This window comes from Halorubrum sp. CSM-61 (genome assembly GCF_003781945.1).
Taxonomy (GTDB): Archaea; Halobacteriota; Halobacteria; order Halobacteriales; family Haloferacaceae; genus Halorubrum.
This window is the reverse complement of the sequence record NZ_RJJW01000001.1, coordinates 404,636-424,449: the sequence shown is the minus strand read 5'-3', so window position 1 is coordinate 424,449 and position 19,814 is coordinate 404,636. Positions and strand designations below refer to the sequence as shown.

The 19,814-nt window shown below is 57.0% G+C and carries 22 protein-coding genes and 2 pseudogenes; 13 read left to right on the top strand and 11 right to left on the bottom strand.

Annotation, left to right across the window (positions count from 1 at the left end; genetic code table 11):
• Positions 1-383: 383 nt before the first annotated feature.
• On the top strand, positions 384-905 hold the full coding sequence (locus EDM04_RS02210) for a hypothetical protein (protein WP_123619533.1): 522 nt from the start codon (positions 384-386) through the stop codon (positions 903-905).
• Between the two features lie 232 nt (positions 906-1,137).
• On the top strand, positions 1,138-1,269 hold the full coding sequence (locus EDM04_RS18910) for a hypothetical protein (protein ID WP_277424134.1): 132 nt from the start codon (positions 1,138-1,140) through the stop codon (positions 1,267-1,269).
• A gap of 28 nt (positions 1,270-1,297) precedes the next feature.
• Here EDM04_RS18910 and EDM04_RS02200 read toward each other — a convergent pair whose 3' ends face one another.
• Positions 1,298-1,651, bottom strand: coding sequence for a MarR family transcriptional regulator (locus tag EDM04_RS02200; RefSeq protein WP_123619532.1), 354 nt, complete (start codon positions 1,649-1,651; stop codon positions 1,298-1,300).
• Positions 1,652-2,066: 415 nt separating this feature from the next.
• On the opposite strand from EDM04_RS02200, the gene EDM04_RS18375 reads away from it, so the two are divergent.
• Positions 2,067-2,336 carry a hypothetical protein gene (locus EDM04_RS18375; protein WP_164471061.1) on the top strand — a complete coding sequence of 90 codons (270 nt, stop codon included), beginning with the start codon at positions 2,067-2,069 and terminating at the stop codon, positions 2,334-2,336.
• A gap of 29 nt (positions 2,337-2,365) precedes the next feature.
• On the opposite strand, the gene EDM04_RS02195 is transcribed toward EDM04_RS18375, so the two are convergent.
• Complete coding sequence (locus EDM04_RS02195; RefSeq protein ID WP_123619531.1) at positions 2,366-2,644, bottom strand: hypothetical protein; 279 nt, start codon at positions 2,642-2,644, stop codon at positions 2,366-2,368.
• 140 nt (positions 2,645-2,784) lie between these two features.
• On the bottom strand, positions 2,785-3,777 hold the full coding sequence (locus EDM04_RS02190) for a hypothetical protein (protein ID WP_123619530.1): 993 nt from the start codon (positions 3,775-3,777) through the stop codon (positions 2,785-2,787).
• A 108-nt stretch (positions 3,778-3,885) separates the two neighbouring features.
• On the opposite strand from EDM04_RS02190, the gene EDM04_RS02185 reads away from it, so the two are divergent.
• The 3 genes from EDM04_RS02185 (at position 3,886) to EDM04_RS02175 (ending at position 6,726) form a co-directional block, all read left to right on the top strand.
• Positions 3,886-5,481, top strand: coding sequence for a transposase (locus EDM04_RS02185; protein ID WP_123619529.1), 1,596 nt, complete (start codon positions 3,886-3,888; stop codon positions 5,479-5,481).
• Positions 5,482-5,875: 394 nt separating this feature from the next.
• The gene (locus EDM04_RS02180) at positions 5,876-6,235 is read left to right on the top strand and encodes a hypothetical protein (RefSeq protein WP_123619528.1); all 360 of its coding nucleotides are present in this window, start codon (positions 5,876-5,878) and stop codon (positions 6,233-6,235) included.
• Positions 6,232-6,726, top strand: coding sequence for a zinc ribbon domain-containing protein (locus tag EDM04_RS02175; RefSeq protein ID WP_094519344.1), 495 nt, complete (start codon positions 6,232-6,234; stop codon positions 6,724-6,726). Before EDM04_RS02180 ends, EDM04_RS02175 begins: the two co-directional genes overlap by 4 nt.
• A gap of 390 nt (positions 6,727-7,116) precedes the next feature.
• Here the strand turns inward: EDM04_RS02175 and EDM04_RS02170 are convergent, their stop codons facing one another.
• Positions 7,117-8,361 carry an orc1/cdc6 family replication initiation protein gene (locus tag EDM04_RS02170; RefSeq protein WP_123619527.1) on the bottom strand — a complete coding sequence of 415 codons (1,245 nt, stop codon included), beginning with the start codon at positions 8,359-8,361 and terminating at the stop codon, positions 7,117-7,119.
• Between the two features lie 608 nt (positions 8,362-8,969).
• On the opposite strand from EDM04_RS02170, the gene EDM04_RS02165 reads away from it, so the two are divergent.
• Positions 8,970-9,401: a TRAM domain-containing protein gene (locus EDM04_RS02165; RefSeq protein WP_123619526.1), complete on the top strand. Its 432-nt coding sequence runs from the start codon at positions 8,970-8,972 to the stop codon at positions 9,399-9,401.
• A gap of 64 nt (positions 9,402-9,465) precedes the next feature.
• On the opposite strand, the gene EDM04_RS02160 is transcribed toward EDM04_RS02165, so the two are convergent.
• Entirely contained in the window at positions 9,466-9,813 is a 348-nt protein-coding gene (locus EDM04_RS02160) for a DUF6788 family protein (protein WP_123619525.1), read from the bottom strand.
• Between the two features lie 226 nt (positions 9,814-10,039).
• On the opposite strand from EDM04_RS02160, the gene EDM04_RS02155 reads away from it, so the two are divergent.
• A complete protein-coding gene (locus tag EDM04_RS02155) occupies positions 10,040-10,540 on the top strand; it encodes a hypothetical protein (RefSeq protein WP_007992836.1) in 501 nt (166 codons plus the stop codon).
• A 185-nt stretch (positions 10,541-10,725) separates the two neighbouring features.
• Here the strand turns inward: EDM04_RS02155 and EDM04_RS18745 are convergent.
• Both EDM04_RS18745 and EDM04_RS18370 read right to left on the bottom strand, forming a co-directional pair.
• Positions 10,726-11,071 (bottom strand): annotated as a pseudogene (locus EDM04_RS18745) (DUF6788 family protein).
• A gap of 86 nt (positions 11,072-11,157) precedes the next feature.
• Positions 11,158-11,313: a hypothetical protein gene (locus tag EDM04_RS18370; RefSeq protein ID WP_164471060.1), complete on the bottom strand. Its 156-nt coding sequence runs from the start codon at positions 11,311-11,313 to the stop codon at positions 11,158-11,160.
• 967 nt (positions 11,314-12,280) lie between these two features.
• On the opposite strand from EDM04_RS18370, the gene EDM04_RS02145 reads away from it, so the two are divergent.
• Positions 12,281-13,426 carry an ISH3 family transposase gene (locus EDM04_RS02145; protein WP_123619196.1) on the top strand — a complete coding sequence of 382 codons (1,146 nt, stop codon included), beginning with the start codon at positions 12,281-12,283 and terminating at the stop codon, positions 13,424-13,426.
• Positions 13,427-13,573: 147 nt separating this feature from the next.
• Here EDM04_RS02145 and EDM04_RS02135 read toward each other — a convergent pair whose 3' ends face one another.
• The gene (locus EDM04_RS02135) at positions 13,574-14,104 is read right to left on the bottom strand and encodes a hypothetical protein (RefSeq protein WP_123619524.1); all 531 of its coding nucleotides are present in this window, start codon (positions 14,102-14,104) and stop codon (positions 13,574-13,576) included.
• 309 nt (positions 14,105-14,413) lie between these two features.
• Positions 14,414-14,646 (bottom strand): annotated as a pseudogene (locus EDM04_RS18740) (acetaldehyde dehydrogenase); the annotation flags it as partial.
• Between the two features lie 136 nt (positions 14,647-14,782).
• On the opposite strand from EDM04_RS18740, the gene EDM04_RS02125 reads away from it, so the two are divergent.
• The 3 genes from EDM04_RS02125 to EDM04_RS02115 all read left to right on the top strand — a co-directional run bounded on the left by EDM04_RS02125 (position 14,783) and on the right by EDM04_RS02115 (position 17,462).
• Complete coding sequence (locus EDM04_RS02125; protein ID WP_123619523.1) at positions 14,783-15,304, top strand: PUA domain-containing protein; 522 nt, start codon at positions 14,783-14,785, stop codon at positions 15,302-15,304.
• 442 nt (positions 15,305-15,746) lie between these two features.
• Complete coding sequence (locus EDM04_RS02120) at positions 15,747-16,070, top strand: hypothetical protein (protein ID WP_206424406.1); 324 nt, start codon at positions 15,747-15,749, stop codon at positions 16,068-16,070.
• Between the two features lie 162 nt (positions 16,071-16,232).
• Positions 16,233-17,462: a TRC40/GET3/ArsA family transport-energizing ATPase gene (locus EDM04_RS02115; protein ID WP_123619521.1), complete on the top strand. Its 1,230-nt coding sequence runs from the start codon at positions 16,233-16,235 to the stop codon at positions 17,460-17,462.
• A 3-nt stretch (positions 17,463-17,465) separates the two neighbouring features.
• Here EDM04_RS02115 and EDM04_RS02110 read toward each other — a convergent pair whose 3' ends face one another.
• Together EDM04_RS02110 and EDM04_RS02105 are read right to left on the bottom strand one after the other, a co-directional pair.
• Positions 17,466-18,119: a hypothetical protein gene (locus EDM04_RS02110; protein WP_123619520.1), complete on the bottom strand. Its 654-nt coding sequence runs from the start codon at positions 18,117-18,119 to the stop codon at positions 17,466-17,468.
• Complete coding sequence (locus EDM04_RS02105; protein ID WP_206424405.1) at positions 18,116-18,862, bottom strand: hypothetical protein; 747 nt, start codon at positions 18,860-18,862, stop codon at positions 18,116-18,118. The genes EDM04_RS02110 and EDM04_RS02105 overlap by 4 nt, the downstream gene beginning before the upstream one ends.
• An 89-nt stretch (positions 18,863-18,951) precedes the next feature.
• Between EDM04_RS02105 and EDM04_RS02100 the strand changes: the two genes are divergently transcribed.
• Positions 18,952-19,746 (top strand): DUF2103 domain-containing protein, encoded by a 795-nt coding sequence (locus tag EDM04_RS02100; protein WP_123619519.1) that lies wholly within the window; start codon positions 18,952-18,954, stop codon positions 19,744-19,746.
• The last annotated feature ends 68 nt before the right edge of the window (positions 19,747-19,814 follow it).

Sequence of the window (19,814 nt, the reverse complement as noted above, 5' to 3'; positions counted from 1 at the left end):
CACGTGGAGAGATCATCAGAGTGCTGCGGCAGGTACTCCGAAAGTCCCGTTCAATCCGATCAATGGATGCGGTACAATTCCACCTACAAGGAACGATCGTAGACGATAATGCGTTTCGTATCAGGATTGAACGGAGTGAAGGTGGCGTGTATCTGAACGTTGGCCAACTCTTTGTTGAGGAACCTAAACCGATTTCTGCGACTCATTCCGTTGCTCGCAAATAAGTCCACATATATCTCTCCGTGATCAATGTCTACGCATCTATACGGACGAATATCAGGGTTACATTTCAGAAGTTGTAATGTTTTATTGATCCCTCTATCACTGATCCACAACCAGAAATTCGGGAACTGATTTAAAAAAGGGGTTCAAATATACGCGCAATGAGAGCCGCGATATTCACCGAGGGTTCAATGACAACGAATGAATCAGCTAAGACCTACTCTAAATACTTCGGAGGATCATTTCTCTCAGTTAAGACGATTGTTGATGCGCTGTCTTCCTATTGTGAAATCGAACTCCATATTTTATCCGAAGATCACGGATACGTGCGCGGTGAAAGCCAAGTCGAAAGAGCTCCACCATTAGACTTCAGAAAAGAAGTGGATCGCTTTACAGATTCCCTTTCGTCTAGGCTCGAAGACTTGGACGTAGTCATCCTACTCTTTACAGCCGACACTTTCGAGGAAGTAATCGTGATGAACTGGGATCGGTTAGTCAAAAATGCGAAGCGAAACTCAATATGGTGTATCGGGACATCTCGGAGTGCTCTAAATTCAATTAATATTGAATCATTGGAACAGGATCATACAGTTTTGCTCTATCAACGACGCGGGGTTGCACGCCTTGGAACTGGTACAAGAGATGAGTTGATAGAACATATTCAGACCAGAGCAGATGACTAGTGGGTTAATAGATACTGAATCATCTCAGCTGAACGGTCCCGTAACCAGAGAGTCGAAGAATCATACAGAGTGCTTCGATGAAAACAGAATTCAGGCGATAGAGGCATTTTAAATCCTACTAAATGGATACTCTGTATCTCGAACACCAATCCTATCAGCTCCTTAGGATTTCAACAGAGTCAATGAAGTTGTAGCCAGCTATTTGCTCCCCACCAATGATTTCCACTCAAGCATGACCGAAATCGTGATCCTCCCCGCTGGTCGCGACGACGCGTTTGAGGACTACAAACAGTTCATCCGAGGTGGGCACCCAATTGAGGATATTGAGTCCTACCTCAATACAAGTGTGAGATTTGGCGACTAAAGGCCGCCAGAAGCCCTTGAGAAAAGAGTCACTCTTCCTCGTACGTGATGTTCATCAGCCATTGGGAGAAGGCGTCTGCCTGCGGATCGACCTCTTCTTCACCAATGAATGGCGAGAGCATGTCACCCGCCATCAGCAGTGAAAAGTCACGATCAGATGCTGTTGGTTCGAGATAGTAGGTCCGCTGACCTTCGTACACCGTTTCCTCACGCTGGATCAGCTCGGCACTCTCAAGCGCTTCGACTAGTCGGCTCCCTTTTCGCGAAGAGACATCTAGCTCTTTCCAAAAGTCGCTCTGGTGAATCCCACCTGTCTCACGGACCAGTTCAAGACCCGCACGTTCGTCCTCCGAGAGATCGGCTTCACCCTGTGACGCACTCATATTCCAACAGCTAACGTGTATTCATTATAATCGTTCTTTCTGTCGCTAACACTCGTTATGAGATTGGCCGAGATTATTGTGCTAATTCTCCCACTCGGTAGCACGACAAACCCGCAACGGGCGTTTTTCGGTTTTGTTCAATCGGTATTGTAAATCAATACCTTATGTAAAAATCCGGTGAATAGGGGACAGTAAATGTTACATAAGGCAGCAGGCATCGCTGACAAGTGAATCCTGAGCCCACGTCACGGTCGACATCGACCGTGGTCTGTCTGTCCATCTCGTCACGTTGCCAGTTGTAGGGCGGTACGGCTTATTCAGGGCTGAAATCAGCTTAGGGAGCCCTTTCACTGTATGATGCTTTCAGAGCCAGATTTATAACGATCGAATATGTATTTTTCGATAGGTGGTATGTATGGTCACACCAAGCTATGCGGGGGCAGAGTCGCACCACCACCCAGATAGCGACATTGAGACGGGTGAAACCGCAGTCTGGCCACTCGTTGAGTGCCTCGGTGGGAGCGTGGGGGCTGGAATTATTTTTCTCCTCTCCCTCCCAGTGTTAGCCGACCTCATGAGTCCGCTTGGAGCCCTGTCTCCAACGGGGCTCCTCGTCGTGTTTCTGTTCGCGTGGCTGTTCTTGTGGCTACTCATCGCTGTAACTCGCGAGCGAGTCATTGACTGAGTAGTCACAGAACAGTGTATACACTATCTTCAGTCGAACACGTCGGTGAAGTCCTGAAGAATATCTTGTGACGACTTTCCATCAGCACGAGATGGAATTGGATCCTCCCAGCATTCGACCGCGAGTGTTTGTGTATCCGATATCTGATGCGGACCAGTTGTCACATTGAGAATTGCCGTGTAATAGATAGCAAGGAGTCGGTGATCATGGACACTCACGTGATCGATGCCACCTCGATTCAAGACTGCTGGGATATCCGTGCGACCAGAGAGAGATACCGAGACGGTTGGAGAATCCGGGTCACTCATATCATCAGTTCTCACATCAGACACATAAACTACCCTGTGCTGGAGAGCCTCGAGGGACTTGCCTCGACCGTTGAGAAACACCCATGTTAGGGCCGACGTCGACCGTAGCGTGTCTCACCCCGTCACGTCGTCAAACCGACTCACCGGTCGGCATTCGAGCGCGTGTGATACGACTGTCCAGACTTGAATTCGGTCAGTTCCTCGATCCGCGACTCGAGCTCTTCGACTTCGTCACGAAGCTGGTCGGCATCGTCAGCATCGCTCGCCGCAAGTTGGTCTTTCAGCCCTTGGAGCCGCGTCTCCTTGCGATCTTCGTCCACCTCGGCTTTCCGAACGTACTCGGTTTCTTCAATCTCGTAGACGTCGCTTTCAGCGACATCAGTCACCTCGAGGGCGTCGTCAACCTTCCCGCGATCAACGCTCACCACCCGATCACGGTTGATCCCGGCTGATTCGAGCGTGTCCAGCACCTCCTCGTCATCTTTGAGCGAGCGGTTCGTCCGAGCCGTCCGCTGGACTGAACCGTACGATCCCGAGACCGGTCGGTCGTGATGGAGTCGGTCTAGGAGCGTGTCTGCGATTTCCTTGCGGAGGTCGTTGGCGTTCCGTTGAACGTCCGAGAGCAAGGTATACAGGTCGATGAGCGTCCCTGTCTCGACCCCTTCGAGCGCTGTAACCTCGTGGCGTTCCAGCGCGTCGACGAGCAACAGCGCATCCGCGTAGACGTCGAGATCGGGTTCTGTCCGTTCGTCTAGAGCAGGGTCAGAGGACGGGCCCTCGTCCAGCAACAATGAGGTGGTTGGCGCTTCGGTCTCGATGATCACACCTCGGTCGTCGTTCACCTCAAATCGTGGATGGAGACTCAATACCGTCGGGTATGGATCCGCATCGGGTGGGAGTCGATCGAGGTCGAACCCATCGGTAGAGTCGGAGACACGTCGATATAGTGTCTCGAACTGGTCTTTTTGAAGCGGTCGCGACTCACCGCTATCTGAGAATCTGATGATGACGCGGTGTTCCTGGACGCCAGTTATCTGAAACCGGTCGTTCGAGAGTGGTGTCCGAAGCGTCGCTCCTTCCGGGAGGTCATCTAACCGCTCAAGGAGATTGTGCCAGCTGACCCGAAACGACATATTCGTATAGCCCGTTGCACGGTTTCAAAATTAGCTCCGGAATCTCACAAGTCAGTCACTATCATCTAAAATAGTCACTTTAACTAGACTAGAAGTCGGATCAAAGGTATGTATAGCACCAGATCCGACACGAATGAGAACACAGCCACTTCTCATAAAACTGCTGTTCGTGAGTTCCTCCGCACCCACGGAGAAGTCGCTTCGAAGGAGCAACTCCGCGCTGGCACCGAGGTGCCAGCGTGGTATATCGATCAGATAGCTTCCCAAGCCCCCTTCTACACCTCGCTCAACCATCACGGTAGCTACGTCGCCAGCAAACACGTCGTTGGTCACCGATCAACCCATGACGGCTTCTGGCGACCCAAGGTGGATGACGGCATCGCCGTCTTCCACCGTAAGGAATCTACCAAAGCCACCCTCAAACACCTCGCATTCAACCGTCCCTCCGGACTTACTGCCGCTGAGGCAAACGATCGGCTTGAGCGTCCTTGTTATCGTGCGCTCGCTGCCCTTGCTGATGACCAGGAGGTTCACGCTAGCGAGATCAATGAGACAACCGTCTACACCCACCGCTGGCCGTCCCGACGGGACGCCCAGCTCTCCCAGCGCGAAACCGACCAGCCATCAGCCGTCAGTCCGCCGGAACCGGCGGACGACGGCTTCCTCTACCGCGATGAGTTGCTCGCTACCTTCCTCTCGGTAGCCGTTTCAGACATTCAGTCCATCCCGCCTGAACGCGCAGCGGCACTTGTCCTGCGGCAGTTCGAGGGCGACTCGTTCGAAGCTCTCGAACGCCGTATTCGTCGGAATTACTCCCTTCGTGAAGCGCTCGACTACACCAAGCCAGAGGATGTCCCCGACGGGACATCCCTCTGGCGTGCCTTCGATGAGCTCCAACCCGAGGAACTCCGTGACTGCCTTCAGTCGATGTGTAGCGAAGTACTCGCTGAACACGATCACGCTGGTGAGTTCATCGTGATCGATGGAACGCACATCGCCGCCTGGGCAAACACCCGCGAAGAGATCGAAGACGGCGACGTCGAAGGAGCTAGCTGGGGCTATCACGAGGGAAAATTCTACGGGTACAAGGTGTTCTTGGTGGTTGATGCGGCGAGCGAACTGCCGGTCGCCATCACGATGGAGACCGGCAGCAGGCACGACAGTAAAGCGTTCACGCCGCTGATCGAGGAGTTCGACGACCGCTACGACTTCGAGGACATTCAGGCAGTGCTGGCTGATGCTGGTTTCGACAGCCAAGCGAATAGAGACCAGAGTCAGCAACGGCTCTCAAGCCCGTTGCTGACGGTCATCAACCCACGCCGATCGAAGCCGCTGAAAGCGATCAAGAAGGAGATCAAGCGGTTGTTCAAGAAACACGGAGACGAGATAGACAGTCCATACGACGCACTTGAGCGACTTCCACAGAAACAACTGTCCGAGTACGGCGTTGAGGTTGGCAGTGTCGAGGAGACGTACATTTTCCAGGCGATCAAGGAACGAATGCATCGACACCTGCGCGCAGGTGTCGAGCGCGTCTTCTCCCGGCTGAAGTCCTTTACCGGCCTCGATCGCGTTCGCGCCCGCAAAGAGAACAACGTCGAAACCCACGTTGTTCTCTCTGCGGTAGCACTGGTAGCAGCCTCACTGACGGCGAAACGTCAGGACAAACCAGGGCTGATACGCTCGCCAAGTCGGCTGATCTGACGACGATCTCCTGTCGGAAACACAGGGTCGCCGCCTGAGAGACATCGCTCTCAGGCGGCTCGATTTGTCGCTGAATCTTGATCAGTAGCGGCGGATCAAGCTATACTTCGGACGTTGCTATCAGCAAAATGGATGTCAATCTGCCACGTCTTGTCTTCAGCCGCTTGGATTGAGGCTACCCAGCCACGTCGTGCGAACTGATATTGAAGATGCAACAGGCTATCGTAGTGAGAGAGCGCGATAGTAAATGTCTAAGGTTGTTCACAGAGATTATCGATAGATTCGTCATCGGGTGGTGGTAGTCACTTTTTCGTTGCGGTGACGGAGGTGAAATATAACAGGAAGATACGACTAGGTCCACGGATTCAAGATATTTCACCACGAATCGCCACGCATGACCGATGATTTAGAAACCACACCTTCGTTTCTCTCGTCGCTTCCGAGCCAGCCCATTACCGACGATATCGTGAAGCAGATTGGCGAAACCGACAATCCAAAAGTTCGCGGAGCTATGGGCTTTCCGGGATCGTCTCCTAGCACGATCGAAGCGTTCCTGCTGGATATGAAAGCGAAGACACATGTGATTGTCTTTGATCCAGGCGCGGAACAATGGCACGTTTACAAATCATTCGAAACCGAGGGGATGAGCCATCAACAGATGGTCGATTGTGCGAGCGAACTCGCCAACGAGTGGCTCGCCCAAAGCCTCTCGGACCGCATCGCAGCCGCAGAAAACACTGAGCAGGACACATGATTCTCCGCTACTACGCTGATGCGGAGATCCGAGAATGGCACGACCATACGCTACGACTCTTTCGAACGCTGTATGATACGCACGGCATCGCTGTCGAGATCGACCGGATCGACGAGCAGCACGGGACGATCGCGAACTTCCCAGGCGAAATACGGTCCTCAAGGCCTGAGGATGTCTATGAGCGCGACCTCAAACGTAACCGTGCCCTGAACCAAACTATCGACCAGACACCGTCAGAGGCGTTCAAACGCTACGGGAAACTCGATATCGCTGGGAACGTTGCGGTAGTCGATGATGAGGGAACGGTCCAATGGGCCTCAACACTGCCGGGGTACGCTAACGGCTATCGGCCAGGGGTTGCGTCACAGACTGCGATGGACTTTCTGGAGGATATCGCCACCCGTCCAAGCAATCGTCTCTGCGTTAAGTGCCTCTCTCTGTTGGATGGCGGCGAAACCTTCTGTCCAGACTGTGGCCGCGAATTTCCATAGTATACGCTATTGAATCGGGAGTATCGAACTCTGACTGCATAGGATCACACAGGACACATGAAAGTGAGTAACTCTATCAGCTGTTTTTCACGCCATTGGCGGTTTATATTGACCAGTTAATTGGTTCCTCAGTATAAAACCAGTATACGCAGATGGCCGCTTTTCACGGTTCTTAATAAGAGCGCCTCTAACGCTATAATACTGTGTAGATTTGATCTTACCCCGACGCTGTCTTGCGTTCAACAAGGCGTCATATCTTCATATTTCAATCGAACGCAACTACCGTCACACCGGACTGTCCGCTGTTATCGTCCGACCGATCCATACGAGAGTGTGCCTCCGAGCGGAACGGACACCACGATGTCCGGAGAAACCAACACACGAAAAGAACTACTGATAGTCTTGGAGGGTTGACGTAGATTCCCGCTCAAGCAACTTCTCTATCGACTCGTGGATTCCAACGAGTTCGACAGTATCAGCCATCGCAGAGATGATTAGCTCTGGGTCCATTGACACAGAATACTCGCGGTAGGTTCCACCGCGGCGACCCTCATTGCGCTCGGTGACATCAAGAATCCCGAGCATAATGAGTTCGCTAAGATGATCACGCATCCGGCGTGTAACGAGCGGGTTGATCCCTGCCCGCTCGGCCATACTCGTATATCGGGGTCGAACATCCCGCGAGCGAACCGGAGTCTTCCCCTGCCGATCGAGCGTCAACACGGCATACAACACGAGGTGCCCATGCTGGGTGAGGCCCCCAATTCCTTCACGAATTCGCCCCCGTTCGAGTGATGTCCGGCCCTGACGAACGTGTTCATCGATTACGTGTTCAGCAGAGTCATCGCGAGCGATATCTCCTGCTTTCATCAGTAGGTCGAGTGATTGCCTAGCGTCGCCGGCATCCTTTGCCCCATAGGCAGCGCAGAGGCGGATGACGCCTTCCTCAAGAACGCCCTTGTGAAACGCGACATCGGCTCGTTGCTGGAGAATCTGCTGTAGTTCTGTGGCGTCATAAGCAGGAAAGTGGATCTCCTCCTCACACAGTGAAGATCGTACCTTCGGGGAGAGGTCCTCACGAAATGAAAAGTCGTTCGAGATACCAATAATCCCAGTCTTGGCTGTCTCAAGATTACCATTCGCTCGAGCTCGCGGCAACTGATAGAGGATGGAGTCATCCTCGATGTGATCGACCTCGTCAAGGACGATCAGAATTGTCCCCCCATTAGTGTCTAACTCGTTCCAGAGCATATCGTAGACGGCAGCTCGTGGATACCCGGTCGTGCTGATCTGATCGGTGTCGTCCCGAAACTCGTTAACTAAGCGGGTCGCGATCTGATAGCTCGATGTCAGGCCGTCGCAATTGAGCATAACCACCGAGAGATCAATATCGTCGTACGCGGCCGCATCGGACTGAAGATGATCAAGAAGATATCTCGTTGCGGCTGTCTTCCCGACACCTGTCTTACCGTAGAGAAAGACGTTGTTCGGTTGCTCACCGTTAATAACTGGCTGTAGGGTCGTCTGATATGTGTTGAGTTCCTCGTCTCGACCGACCAGCTGCTCGGGTTGGTAGTCCTCACGAAGGGCGTCCCGGTCACGATAAATATCCGTGTCCCGCTCGAACATTCCCATCGTCGTACGTCTATCAATAAATCGCTTCCATTATAAAACCACCCCGTCCGTGGTGTCCGCCGTTCTCTTCTTATTTATATCATGCTGTCACACCCTCCCCCCACTATGTCCGCTGTTAATAGAAATTTTAATCAAAGCACTCTATACTGGCTCTGAAATATAGATAGATTTATCACTATAGTATTACTATTGGTCCGTAGTATCAAGAATAGACTATATGATTAGTAGGTAGCACAAATAAGTCTCCCACTTGGTTCGCATAGAACTGCGGACACTGTGGGGGGAGGGTTCAACAATACTAACTATCCACTCTATTGTTCTCTTTCTCCAGATTAGGTACTTCCACTGATGATCTAGGCCGTACACTACTGGTGGACACCACCGTGTCCGCCGTTCTCTCCCTCACGCTATCGACCACTTAGTGGGTGCCACACCACCGTGTCCGCTGTTCTGTCTAGCCGCTCTCTGAGAACAGCGGACGCTATGGTGTGTAGACACTGGTCCGACCCTCTGAGATACGATCGCTTCATTCACAATAGTACCCGTCTCTCCAAGATTCTGATACGGGACATTTAGATACTCTGTGCTTCCTACACTATTGACATCCGATGACTGAAATTCCTGATTCGTTTCGTTCTCTGTTCAGTGCTCAAATCGAAGAACGTGATGGGTCATATGTCGTGGACATTCCGTCGAATGAAGTCGAACATGACACGCTCGCTGTCGACGAAACGTACCGTATTGCCGTCCTTACATCGGAATCTTCGAAAGAACAGAAGACCCAGAAATACCAACCCCAATCAATTGTACAAGAGGAAACTCCAACATCGGACGTTCCTCCAGTAAATGAGGGTGAGGTCCGCGATGTGACGATCGAGACGACTGGTGATCAAGGTGACGGCATTGCGAAGGTTGAACGCGGCTACGTCGTGATCGTTCCCGGCGGACAACCAGGTCATGAGCTGTCGGTCGAGATCGAGCAAGTCCAAGCAAACGTCGCGTTTGCCAGCATCGTCGAACCCGACTCACGAGCGCTGTAACGTCGTTTTACTGGCACTGTCTATTTGACTGGGATCGTTGGAACCCCGACTATCCTGATCCACCCTACTCGCTTCCTGGCTTCCCGATGTACTCCGATTTCATCGTCCCGTTTTCACGATAGTAGCGATAGAGATACGGGCCGTGTATATCCGCGGGGTCTCCGCTGGCGCACTTACAGCTATCGTCGCCACAGGTGACCTTCTCTTTGACGACGGTCCCGCTTCCTGCGCCATCGGACTCGTCGACGGGCTCCGCAGTCTCGGGAAGCTCCTCGGTGTCAACCGATTGGTCGCGATACTCGATGAGCGCCTCGACGGAGTTCCGTATCTCGTGGAGTGTCTCCGTATCCTGTTTTGGGAGCCCCTCTGCGAGATACTTCGGGAGCGAGGTGGGTGGTGACGGCTCCTCCATACCTTATGTAACAACTAGTCCCACTTTAGCGCTCGGGTGACACATAAGGAGTTGAACTCGCTTTACCAACTGTGAGCTCTTCAGCAATTACTCGAGATCGTAGGTCGCAATCTCGTGAGAGCTACCCTGTGGGCATTCATCAGTATCGACCGGGTCTGATGAGGAACCGTATACGCATGTCTCCCCCACAAGTAATGTAGATCGAATGAGTTGGGGCGTGTAACGAATGGGAGACTCGACGGATCCAGCCCCTCGTATCACGGATCTTTCGTCGATCGAGCCGGAGAACTTCAAATTCCGGAATACACAATTTCTGAGAGCAGACGGCCATCACTACGACAATCCACACGACGAGTCGTTCCTTGAACAGCGAAAGGAGATCTGGCGAGTGAGAAACGGCGATCTCGAACGGGTTCTCGAGGAGTTCCCAACTGACCGGCCGCTTCCCGAACAGTGCGCGCTCTGGATACACGCGCTCGTAGGGAAACACTTCTTCCCGGATGGGAACCACCGTACTGCGATCGTTACATTGCGAAAGCTGCTCCGTGACAACGGGATCGAACCGGGAGAATGGTCGACGGAGCGGGTCAAACGGGTGCGAGCTGAGTCACACGACGTTCGAAGAGAGATACCTCCGATCCATCTCGACAGATTGTATGAAACGGACGAGCTGTATCGCGTCTGGCTTCAGTTCTTCGGCGAGGTCCTTCCTGAAGAGTATCGCTGATTACTCTTTGTCGTCGTCGGTATCGTCGTCTGCGAGCGCCTCGTACAGTTCCTCGTTCTCCTCGACGTCTTTGGCCATTTCTCGCTCACTATCCCAGTTCATCGTATACCGTTGTCTAAGTGTGCGTACAGTGAAAAGCGTATCTCTCCCGGGATGCTCGTTAGTCGACGTTGACCGACTCACCACTACCCACTTCCGGGCTTCCCGATGTACTCTGATTTCATCGTCCCATTCTCACGATAGTAGCGGTAGAGATACGGGCCGTGCATATCCTGACGATCTCCGCTGGCGCACTTACAGCTGTCGTCGCCACAGGTGATCTTCTCTTTGACGATGGTCCAGTTCCTGAACTGTCGGGCTTGTTGACGGATTCAGCTGTCTCGGGAAGTTCATCGGTGCCGAGTGGCTGGTCGCGATACTCGATGAGTACCCCAACGTAGCTCTGTATCTCGTGGAGCGTCTCCGTATCCTGCTTTGGGAGCCTTTTGCGAGATACTTGGGTAGCGAGGTCGGTGGTGGCGGCTCCTCCACACCTTATGTAATAATTGATGCCATGTTAGCGTTCGGATGCTACATAAGGCATTAAACTTCTCCACCAACTGTGAGCGCTCCAGCAATTACTCGAGGTCGTAGGCCGCAATCTCGTCAGCGCCACACTGTGGACATTCATCGACGTCCTTCCCCACGCTGTATCCACAGTGACGGCACTCGTGGTGGGTTGTCGATGGTAGATCGAGTCTCACAATCTGCTGGATGAACTGTTTACTGAGCATGGGTGGGGTCAACGACCTCGCCACAGCTTGGACATTCGGCCCACACGCCCGGTCTACCGCTATCTGTTTCATACTCGATTATCGCGTGTCGGCCAGTAACTGTATCGCCACAGAATGAGCAGGTGCCACGGACTGTCTCTGGATTATCGGGGGCCATTCTCACGAAATCGGCAGCTCTTTTCAGGGGGAGAGGGAGCGTGTGATACTCTTTAACAGCTGGTTCGGTCGGTGAGACCGACTCAGCTGTGCTCCCTCACCCCAAGATTACAGACTCTGTGACTTATACTTCGGGCAAGCGGGGCGAAAGTACTATTCTAAAAAATTAGCGTGACCGTGGGTCTCGAGTGGCCATCACGCAGTTGGTCATCAGTGAGTAATACCGATATCGGTGATGGGCTGACGTCTAACTGGCCGCCAGCGTTGGCCAGTTCCTGTTTTTTGAGTCGCTACCAGCCGTGGGCGTCTCGGCTAACGAACCCGATCTGATATTGGTCCTCATTGCTTGGAGCGTGTTTGATGCTTACTGTCTCCAAGTTGGGATCCGAATTGACACCACGACGGACCTGATCGCTACCGGAGTTACCGAGCCTCTCGTCGACGACTAGCTATGTCATTTCTGAGTCATCATCCTCTGACGTCTCTGACGTCGAGTTAGTGTCGGATTCAGTCGTTTCGTGAGACTCATCGGGCGATTCCGACTTTTTATCGTGGAATCGTGCGCTCTGTGGCGTGCCCTCATTATCGCCGTAGAACCACTCGGCCTGTGCGCTGTTGAGCCGTGGCCCCTCGTAGTACACCTTATGATGCGCATTCCACGCATTTCGGTGTTCGATCGGGAGTTGGCGATGCCACTGCCTGTATGGGGTCGCGTCCGTCTTGTGGACGTGAATATGACAGCGCTGACACAGCGGGATTAGGTTCAGTCGATCACATCGGGTTTGAGTGAAAGTGTCTGCTTGGGAAGGGTGTGGAAGCTACCGAAGCAGACAGCGAGATAGAAGAAGAGCACCTCCTTAATTTTGTCGTCAACAGCCTCAACGAAGAGCTTGCGATAGATCTCGACGAGAACGTCAAGGTCACGACAGAGACGTTGTACGAGGTCCTCGCCGGCGCCAGCGCCGGCGGGACCTCGATCAATCACGTCTGCGAAACGACCGAGGACTCGCCACACGCCAACACCGTCCGAGGACATCTCACCGAGCAGTTCGAACTTGACTCCGTTGAGGCGGTTGGCGACACGCTACTTCAACGAGATACGCTTGAGACGCTTCCAGATCGACCGGTGGAGGTCTGTGCAGACCTCCACCTCGACCCCTACTACGGCGATGAAGACGAAACGGAAGCGCTGTACTCCTCACAGGCGAAACGGGGAACGACGACGTTTCACGCGTACGCGACGCTGTACGCGCGGGTACGCAACAAGCGGTACACGCTGGCGGTGCGCCAGCTTGTCGCTGGCGACACCACCAGCGACGTCCTTGGTGAGTTTCTCGAGCTCCTCGACGGCCTTGACCTCGGCGTCAAGGCCGTCTATCTCGATCGCGGATTCTACAACAGCACCTGTCTTGGGCTGTTGTCCACGCACAACTACGCCTACGTGATGCCGATCGTCAAGTGGGGTGAAACGATCCAAGACGAACTCAGTAGCGGCTGGAGCCGCGAGATCGAACACGATCTCGCCGGCAAGGTAACGTTCCCTGTGTTCATCGACTGCGTCTACCAACAGGGACGATACGACGAACACGGGGTGGCGCGTCACGGCTACGCCGCTGACGCGCCGTTTATCGACACCCCACGGGATGCCCGAGAACACTACAGCAAGCGCTTCGGCATCGAGTCGAGCTACCGATTAGCCAAGCAGAGCCTCGCATTCACCAGTTCTCAGGACGCTGGGCTACGGCTGGTGATGTTTGTGGTGAGCCTGCTGCTCCAGAACAGCTGGCGGTATCTTCACTGGAAGTACGTGGCGGCGCCCCGCCACGGGGGGCGCCGCCTCTGGCAGTGGTCGTTCACGGAGTTCTGTGAGATGGTGCTGCGGGCCGCTTGGACAGCGCTTGGTGTACGTAGGTCCATTCCAGCGAACCAGCCACTCGACAACCGGTTCTTCCGGTAGCTGTCCACCGATTTAGATAGCGGTCGTGAGTGGCGACACTGTCGCGTCGGCGGCAGTGCGCCGCCGACAGCGACGGTCCATCCTGAAGATCACACTCACCAGCGCTTCGAAGACGCTCCATGACCAGTTCCATCTGATTCATCGCCATCAGACGAGATTACGCAGCTGTCGATGTGATCGACTGAGTGTTATGATCTGATATCTATTTTCAATATCTACTTTTTCATCTGTGATTTTTGGATAGTGCTTTTCTAATTCATTATATGTGAGTAAATCTGGCTCAGAGAATCCATATTGATTTTCAATTTTCTCAAGCAACTCTTCCTTTTTTTCGGTGCTATGTTCGTCTGGGAGACCAGTTCCAAAGGTAGTTACATATTCACCATCATAAATAAGAAAGTAGCATCCATAGAAAGCATCTAGAAGCAAAAATGGAGCATCCTCCATTAATTCTAGAATATCAATTAAATGAGTATGTGGATGAATAATCTGATCCAAAGTGATGTCTCCTATCCACCCATCATCTACATTATAGTATTTATTGTCATCTGGTATCGGTATTTGGCTGTAATTCTTACTTTCATAATAATGAATCCGATCTTCGTAGGTTTCTAGCGTTTCAGTATCTGCTTGCTGGGCTATCTCCTCGGCGAGATGGTGGTAATCTCTAACATCCATACAATAGACAATTTATTGGGCTACTTTTTATTTTTGCAGGTCTTGGTTCTATTAAATACCAATTTAATGATACACAGTAGATCAAATTTATAATATATATCATGACGGCGGTACCGCTACGACCTATAGTCTGAGAACGGGAGCGAACCGTAGCGGCAAGAGCCACGTAAAGGTACTGACAAATCTCGCAGTAACATTCACGGTTTAAAACGACAGCGGTGAGCCTGTTGAAATCAGTAGATGTTAATGAATGATCTTAGTTCGGCTCTAGCATTGAAGCCGACCAACTTACGGATTTTATTTTGCTGATTACGTCTCCCGAATCGTCTCCTCGGCCCCGTTCCGGTGTGCTGAGCGGTCGGCGACCGTTGTCACCGAGACGCTTGTCGTCTCGATCAGGTCGGTCGCGGTCAGTCCGCCGTCGTGCTGGCTCCCCTCGCGGCTCCGCTTTCAAGGAGCGGCGCGACCGTGAACCCGTTCTGCGCCGAGCCCGCCGCCGCGATCCCCGGCCGGTTGACGACGAGGCGGCCGGGGGCGCGTCGACGCCGACTGGACCGCGACTGACTTCACCGCGAGCGGGAACGAGTCCGGGTGAGTCGGCGGCGGTCCGCAATTCCCTCGACCGTTCGCATCGTCCCGTGTCGCAACGGCTTTGCGGGTGGCCGCGATAGCCGGGGTATGAGCGACGCAGCGGCCCTCGCGGACCTGCGGACCGGCGCCGACTACCAGTTCGGCGCGGGCGCGGGCGACGCGCTGTTCCCCGCCGACGAGACGCTGACCCTCCGGCGGTCGAGCGGCGGCCGCCCCCGACAGGTGATCGTCGGCGACGTGGACGACGACCCCGGCAGCCCGGAGGGCGACCGGCTCGTCTCGTACGGCACGGACGGCCGGTTCACCCTCGGGATCGCCGGCGGGAACCGGCTCCGCGAGGCCTTTCCGGCCCCGCGGCACCGGATGGTCGTCGGCGAGGAGAGCGAGCCGTTCGTCCGCGAGGGGCGCAACGCCTTCGCGAAGTTCGTGACCGCGGCCGACGACGGGATCCGCCCCGGCGACGAGGTGCTCGTCGTCGACGAGGGCGACGCGCTGTTCGCGGTCGGGCGAGCGGAACTCTCCGGCGCCGAGGCCGAGGCCTTCGAGAGCGGCGTCGCGGTGAAGGTGCGGAACGGCGCGGGGAGCGAGGGGGACGATATCGGCGAGTAGTGCGGGTTCACCGTTTTTGAGGCGGCTTTTAAACTCATGCATGTGCGGTGGCGCGTGCCGACGAGCGCCCGTAGGGCGCGAGTTGCACGCGCGAGGGAGTCGCGAGCGGGCGACCGCAGGGAGCCCGAGCGAGCGACGAGGCTGGGGAGGTGTGAGGCTGCGGTGCGGATGCGGGCGGGTGGGACTCAAAGGGGCAGTCGGGAGGCGGGCGCAGGCGACGCAAGCACCGCAAGGAGTGAGCGGAGCGAACGACTGAGGAGCGCAGCGAGCGTGCGCCCGCCTCCCGACTGGGGCTTTGAAGATCCTCACCCCAGAGTCACCGATGGCGTCGATCGGCTCTGCTGAAACCCCATCTCTCAGATATATTCTCGCCTGAAATAGCCGGTCGATGGAGACTACGAAAAGAACAAACTGTTTCTCCTCGCAATATAACTTTCTCAACGTGATCGATCAGGAGTTACGGAGAAACCTCTGTAGAGTGGGACTCATCGTTGTTGCTTTCTTCGGAGCGGTTTTTGTTTCCGTCTACCTCGATTCATATGTTCTCAGCAGCCTCTTTTCGTTAATCGCCGTCGCTGGTGGGTTCCTGCTCTTGAAGCTTCAGAAAGCGTACTCAGTCATTATGATCGCCGTTGGAGTTCTCGCACTTGCGTTCACCGTTCTCGGCTATCTGAATCTCGGTCTCGTAAATATGCCCGTTCTGTATGCCCTCCTCGCGGTAGTGGGAATTGTTCGTGGCAGTCAGGCGTATCGAGCGACGGAATAACGTATTGAGCGATCTGTGCCTCACCTGCACTGACCGGAGCTCGATCCGCAACCGCCCTCCACTCCACTCACTCGCCCGAACCATCGATCGACCCGATACCACACCGATCTCTCACAGATCCGTACCGACGGGTACACAAGCGGGCCGCGCCCACGGTCCGGTATGGACGATATCGACGTCGAGCCGGTGGATCGCGTCGAGGAGTCGGAGGCCGAGGGAGACGAGAGCGACGGGAACGCCGACGGCGACCCCGAAAACGCCGACCCCGACCTCCCGACTGAGACGGACGCCGCCACGGATCTTCCAGTAGGCGTCGACGCCCCGGAGTACGTCCTCTACGGCGGGAAGGGCGGCGTCGGGAAGACGACGATGGCGGCCGCGACCGGGCTCGCATCGGCGGCGGGCGGGGTGAACACCTTGGTGGTCTCCACCGACCCGGCCCACTCGCTCTCCGACACCTACGAGACGGAGATCCCGGCGGAGCCGTCGCGCATCCGGGAGGAGATCCCGCTGTACGCCGCCGAGATCGACCCCGACGACGCGATGGACGAGGGGATGTTCGGCGCCGATGGCGACCCCCTCGGCGGGATGGGCGAGATGGGGGACGCGATGGGCGGGATGGGGGGAATGATGGGCGGCGCGGACGGTGCGGGCGGTCCCGCGGGCGACGTCGAAAACGGGGAAGAGGCCGGCCTCGGCTCTCTGCTCGGCGGGACGATGCCCGGCGCCGACGAGGCGGCCGCGATGCGCCAGCTGCTGGAGTACCTCGACGACCCGCGGTTCGACCGCGTCGTCGTCGACACCGCGCCGACGGGCCACACCCTCCGACTCCTGCAGCTGCCCGAGATCATGGACTCGATGATCGGCCGGGTGATGAAGCTCCGCAACCGCTTTGCCGGGATGATGGACGGGATCAAGGGGATGTTCGGCGGCGGGGACGACGACGCCGACCCCTCCGCCGACCTCGACGAGCTCCGCGATCGGATCGAGCGCCTCCGGAGCGTGCTGCGGGACCCCGAGAAGACCGACTTCCGCGTGGTGACGATCCCCGAGGAGATGAGCGTCGTCGAGTCCGAGCGGCTCGTCGCGCGCCTCGACGAGTTCTCGATTCCGGTGAACACGCTCGTCGTCAACCGCGTGATGGAGGGCGTCGGGGACGTGACCGGATCGGACGCGACCGGCGAGAACGCGCCCGCGATCGACCCCGACTGGGTCGTGGAGCCGAACCCGGACACCTGCGAGTTCTGCGCGCGCCGGTGGGAGGTCCAGCAGGCGGCACTGCGTCGGGCGACGGACCTGTTCCGCGGGCGCGACGTGAAGCGCGTCCCGCTGCTCGCGAAGGAGGTCCGCGGGGAGGCCGCGCTGCGGGTCGTGGCCGCGTGTCTGCGATGAGAGCTACGAGCGCTCGTCTAACGCCCCGTACAGCCCTTCTCGAACCCGTTCCGCGACTCCCGAGAGATGGGCCTGTCCGAACGTCGCCACGATCAGCGCCCCCACGGAGTTGTACATCAGGTCGAGCACCGTGTCGTCGAGCCCGTGCTGGGCCAGCGGCATCGAGACCCCCGTCTCGTCGGCGACGATGTCGAGCGCGAACTCGAACAGCTCCCAGACGACGCCGAACGCGAGCACCACCACGAAGATGAACACGAACGCGAAGCGCGGCGGGATCCGGATCCGATCGCTGTGGAGGTCGACCGCGCGTAGCGTCGTGTAGCCCGCGCCGGCGACCAGCGACGCCGAGAGCGCGTGCGTCAGGTGGTCCCACCACCCGATCTGCGCGTAGAACCACGCAGACCCCAGCGTGTGGAGAAACACCGCCGACGTGATCCAGACGCCGAGCCACGGGTCGAGCGGGATGTCGTAGTTGCGTTCGAGCAGCGCCGGCACGAACGTGACGAACAGCCCGAGCCCCCCGTTGGTGATCGCCTTCGGCTGACCGAACGCCGCGCCGTAGACGACGATGGCGACGAGGAGGGCCTGCATCAGCCTCGTGAGTCGGCGCTGCGTCCGGAGCGAGGGACGAGCGCGGAGGGCGCTGCGAACGCTCATCGGCGCACCACCCGCCCGATCGCACGGCGGAGCCGGGCTCCGCGCCGCCGGAAGTACGCGTCGAAGAGGATCCCCGCGGCGAGCCCGGCCAGCGTCACGTAGATCCACTCGATCATCAGCGCCTCGTTCGTCGTCAGGAAGTCGGTCCCGAGCAGCCGATCGGCGTTCCAGCGCAGGATCGTCCACGCCGCCGCCGTCGCCAGCGTCGTCAGGACGACGAGCGCGACGGCGAACCAGTGGGTGACCTGCAGCGAGGTGAACATGTGGAACTCGACGGTGAGGATCAGCGCGAACGCGGCGATCGCGAGGTACGTCGCGAACGTCCCGAGCTCTCCGCCGAGGAGCGCGCTCACGAGCACCGGCAACAGCGCGAGTCCGAGCACTTCCCACGGGAGCATCACCTGCGGGTTCCGCGCCGAGATTGCCGGTGCGACCACGACGGCCGCGATGGCCGCGATGAGGACCATCGAGAGCAGGTCGAACCCGAGCAGGCTCTCGACGAACACGCCCGCGAGCACCGCCACCATCGACCACGCGACCAGCGCGTTCGTCCGCCCGCTGCGGAACAGCCGCGCCAGCCGGTCCTCGATGGCGTCTCCGTCCGGAACGTCGGGCTCGGAGTCGATCAGATCGGAATCGACCGAGTCGAGGCCGATCGGATCGGAGTCGGTCGGTTCGCCCCCGTCGCTCCCGACCTCCGACTCCCCGTCCGGAGGCTCCCCCCCGGATCGGTCGGTATTCATACTCTTCTTCAGGCCGGCCCCACTATATGGGTTGCCTCTGTGACGCGGCGAACGGACGCGCTTTTACCCGTCACGTCCCACCGTTCGCTATGAACTGCCGGCGGTGTGGAACCCCGCTCCGGAAGCCCGGGGACTACTGTCTCACCTGCAACACCGCCAACGCCGACGCCGTCGTCGTCGAGTTCGACGAGGACCGCGCCCGGCTCGCGATGCTCGACGAGGACGAGGTCGTCGGCGAGACGACCGTGACCACCCGCCCCGAGAGCGACGAGCAGCTGACCGAGATCCAGCTCCGGAACTTCGCCGGGCGCGTCGCCGACGAGATCCGCCGGAAGCGGCCCGACACCGTCTACGCCGCCGGCGCGCGCGAGCCGCTCCGCGAGACGCGCGCGCAGGTCCACCACGAGTTCTACCGCGTGCCCGACGCGAAGGCGGAGACGGACGAAAGAGGGGACGGAGAGAGCGACGCCGGAAGCGACACCGACGGCGAGGCGAGCCCCGTCGTCTCGTGGGTGCTCGATCGCCGTGGCGACCGCGCCTTGGAGGTCGTCGAGACGCCGCCGCGCGAGAAGATCGGCGGGTCGCACTCGACGCTCATCGGCGATCGCAAGGGCCGGAAGGCGGTCGGCACGGTCGCGCAACACCCTCACGTCAAGAAGATCGTCCCCGGACCCATCGACGCCGGCGGCACCGGCTCCCGGACGGGCCTGCGCGCGAAGGCGACGCGCGCCGGGACCAACGGGAACGTCAGACTCCTCCTGCGGGACGGCTCCAGCGTACAGGAGAACCGGATCGTCACCACCGCGATGGACCGCGAGACCGGCGAGCGCGTCCGCGAGGACCTCAACGAGGCGCTGCGAGACGCGGAACTGCAAGACGAGTGAGTTCGCGGTGAGCCGGCGGCGAACCGGCAGTCACACCGATTTCCGGGACGCAGCCGAATCGCCGCCGG

Bases quoted from the DNA above. Each gene is read 5' to 3' on its own strand.
- EDM04_RS02210 (WP_123619533.1), top strand. From the start codon at position 384: ATGAGAGCCGCGATATTCACCGAGGGTTCAATGACAACGAATGAATCA.
- EDM04_RS18910 (WP_277424134.1), top strand. From the start codon at position 1,138: ATGACCGAAATCGTGATCCTCCCCGCTGGTCGCGACGACGCGTTTGAG.
- EDM04_RS02200 (WP_123619532.1), bottom strand. From the start codon at position 1,651: ATGAGTGCGTCACAGGGTGAAGCCGATCTCTCGGAGGACGAACGTGCG.
- EDM04_RS18375 (WP_164471061.1), top strand. From the start codon at position 2,067: ATGGTCACACCAAGCTATGCGGGGGCAGAGTCGCACCACCACCCAGAT.
- EDM04_RS02195 (WP_123619531.1), bottom strand. From the start codon at position 2,644: ATGAGTGACCCGGATTCTCCAACCGTCTCGGTATCTCTCTCTGGTCGC.
- EDM04_RS02190 (WP_123619530.1), bottom strand. From the start codon at position 3,777: ATGTCGTTTCGGGTCAGCTGGCACAATCTCCTTGAGCGGTTAGATGAC.
- EDM04_RS02185 (WP_123619529.1), top strand. From the start codon at position 3,886: ATGTATAGCACCAGATCCGACACGAATGAGAACACAGCCACTTCTCAT.
- EDM04_RS02180 (WP_123619528.1), top strand. From the start codon at position 5,876: ATGACCGATGATTTAGAAACCACACCTTCGTTTCTCTCGTCGCTTCCG.
- EDM04_RS02175 (WP_094519344.1), top strand. From the start codon at position 6,232: ATGATTCTCCGCTACTACGCTGATGCGGAGATCCGAGAATGGCACGAC.
- EDM04_RS02170 (WP_123619527.1), bottom strand. From the start codon at position 8,361: ATGGGAATGTTCGAGCGGGACACGGATATTTATCGTGACCGGGACGCC.
- EDM04_RS02165 (WP_123619526.1), top strand. From the start codon at position 8,970: ATGACTGAAATTCCTGATTCGTTTCGTTCTCTGTTCAGTGCTCAAATC.
- EDM04_RS02160 (WP_123619525.1), bottom strand. From the start codon at position 9,813: ATGGAGGAGCCGTCACCACCCACCTCGCTCCCGAAGTATCTCGCAGAG.
- EDM04_RS02155 (WP_007992836.1), top strand. From the start codon at position 10,040: ATGGGAGACTCGACGGATCCAGCCCCTCGTATCACGGATCTTTCGTCG.
- EDM04_RS18370 (WP_164471060.1), bottom strand. From the start codon at position 11,313: ATGCTCAGTAAACAGTTCATCCAGCAGATTGTGAGACTCGATCTACCA.
- EDM04_RS02135 (WP_123619524.1), bottom strand. From the start codon at position 14,104: ATGGATGTTAGAGATTACCACCATCTCGCCGAGGAGATAGCCCAGCAA.
- EDM04_RS02125 (WP_123619523.1), top strand. From the start codon at position 14,783: ATGAGCGACGCAGCGGCCCTCGCGGACCTGCGGACCGGCGCCGACTAC.
- EDM04_RS02115 (WP_123619521.1), top strand. From the start codon at position 16,233: ATGGACGATATCGACGTCGAGCCGGTGGATCGCGTCGAGGAGTCGGAG.
- EDM04_RS02110 (WP_123619520.1), bottom strand. From the start codon at position 18,119: ATGAGCGTTCGCAGCGCCCTCCGCGCTCGTCCCTCGCTCCGGACGCAG.
- EDM04_RS02105 (WP_206424405.1), bottom strand. From the start codon at position 18,862: ATGAATACCGACCGATCCGGGGGGGAGCCTCCGGACGGGGAGTCGGAG.
- EDM04_RS02100 (WP_123619519.1), top strand. From the start codon at position 18,952: ATGAACTGCCGGCGGTGTGGAACCCCGCTCCGGAAGCCCGGGGACTAC.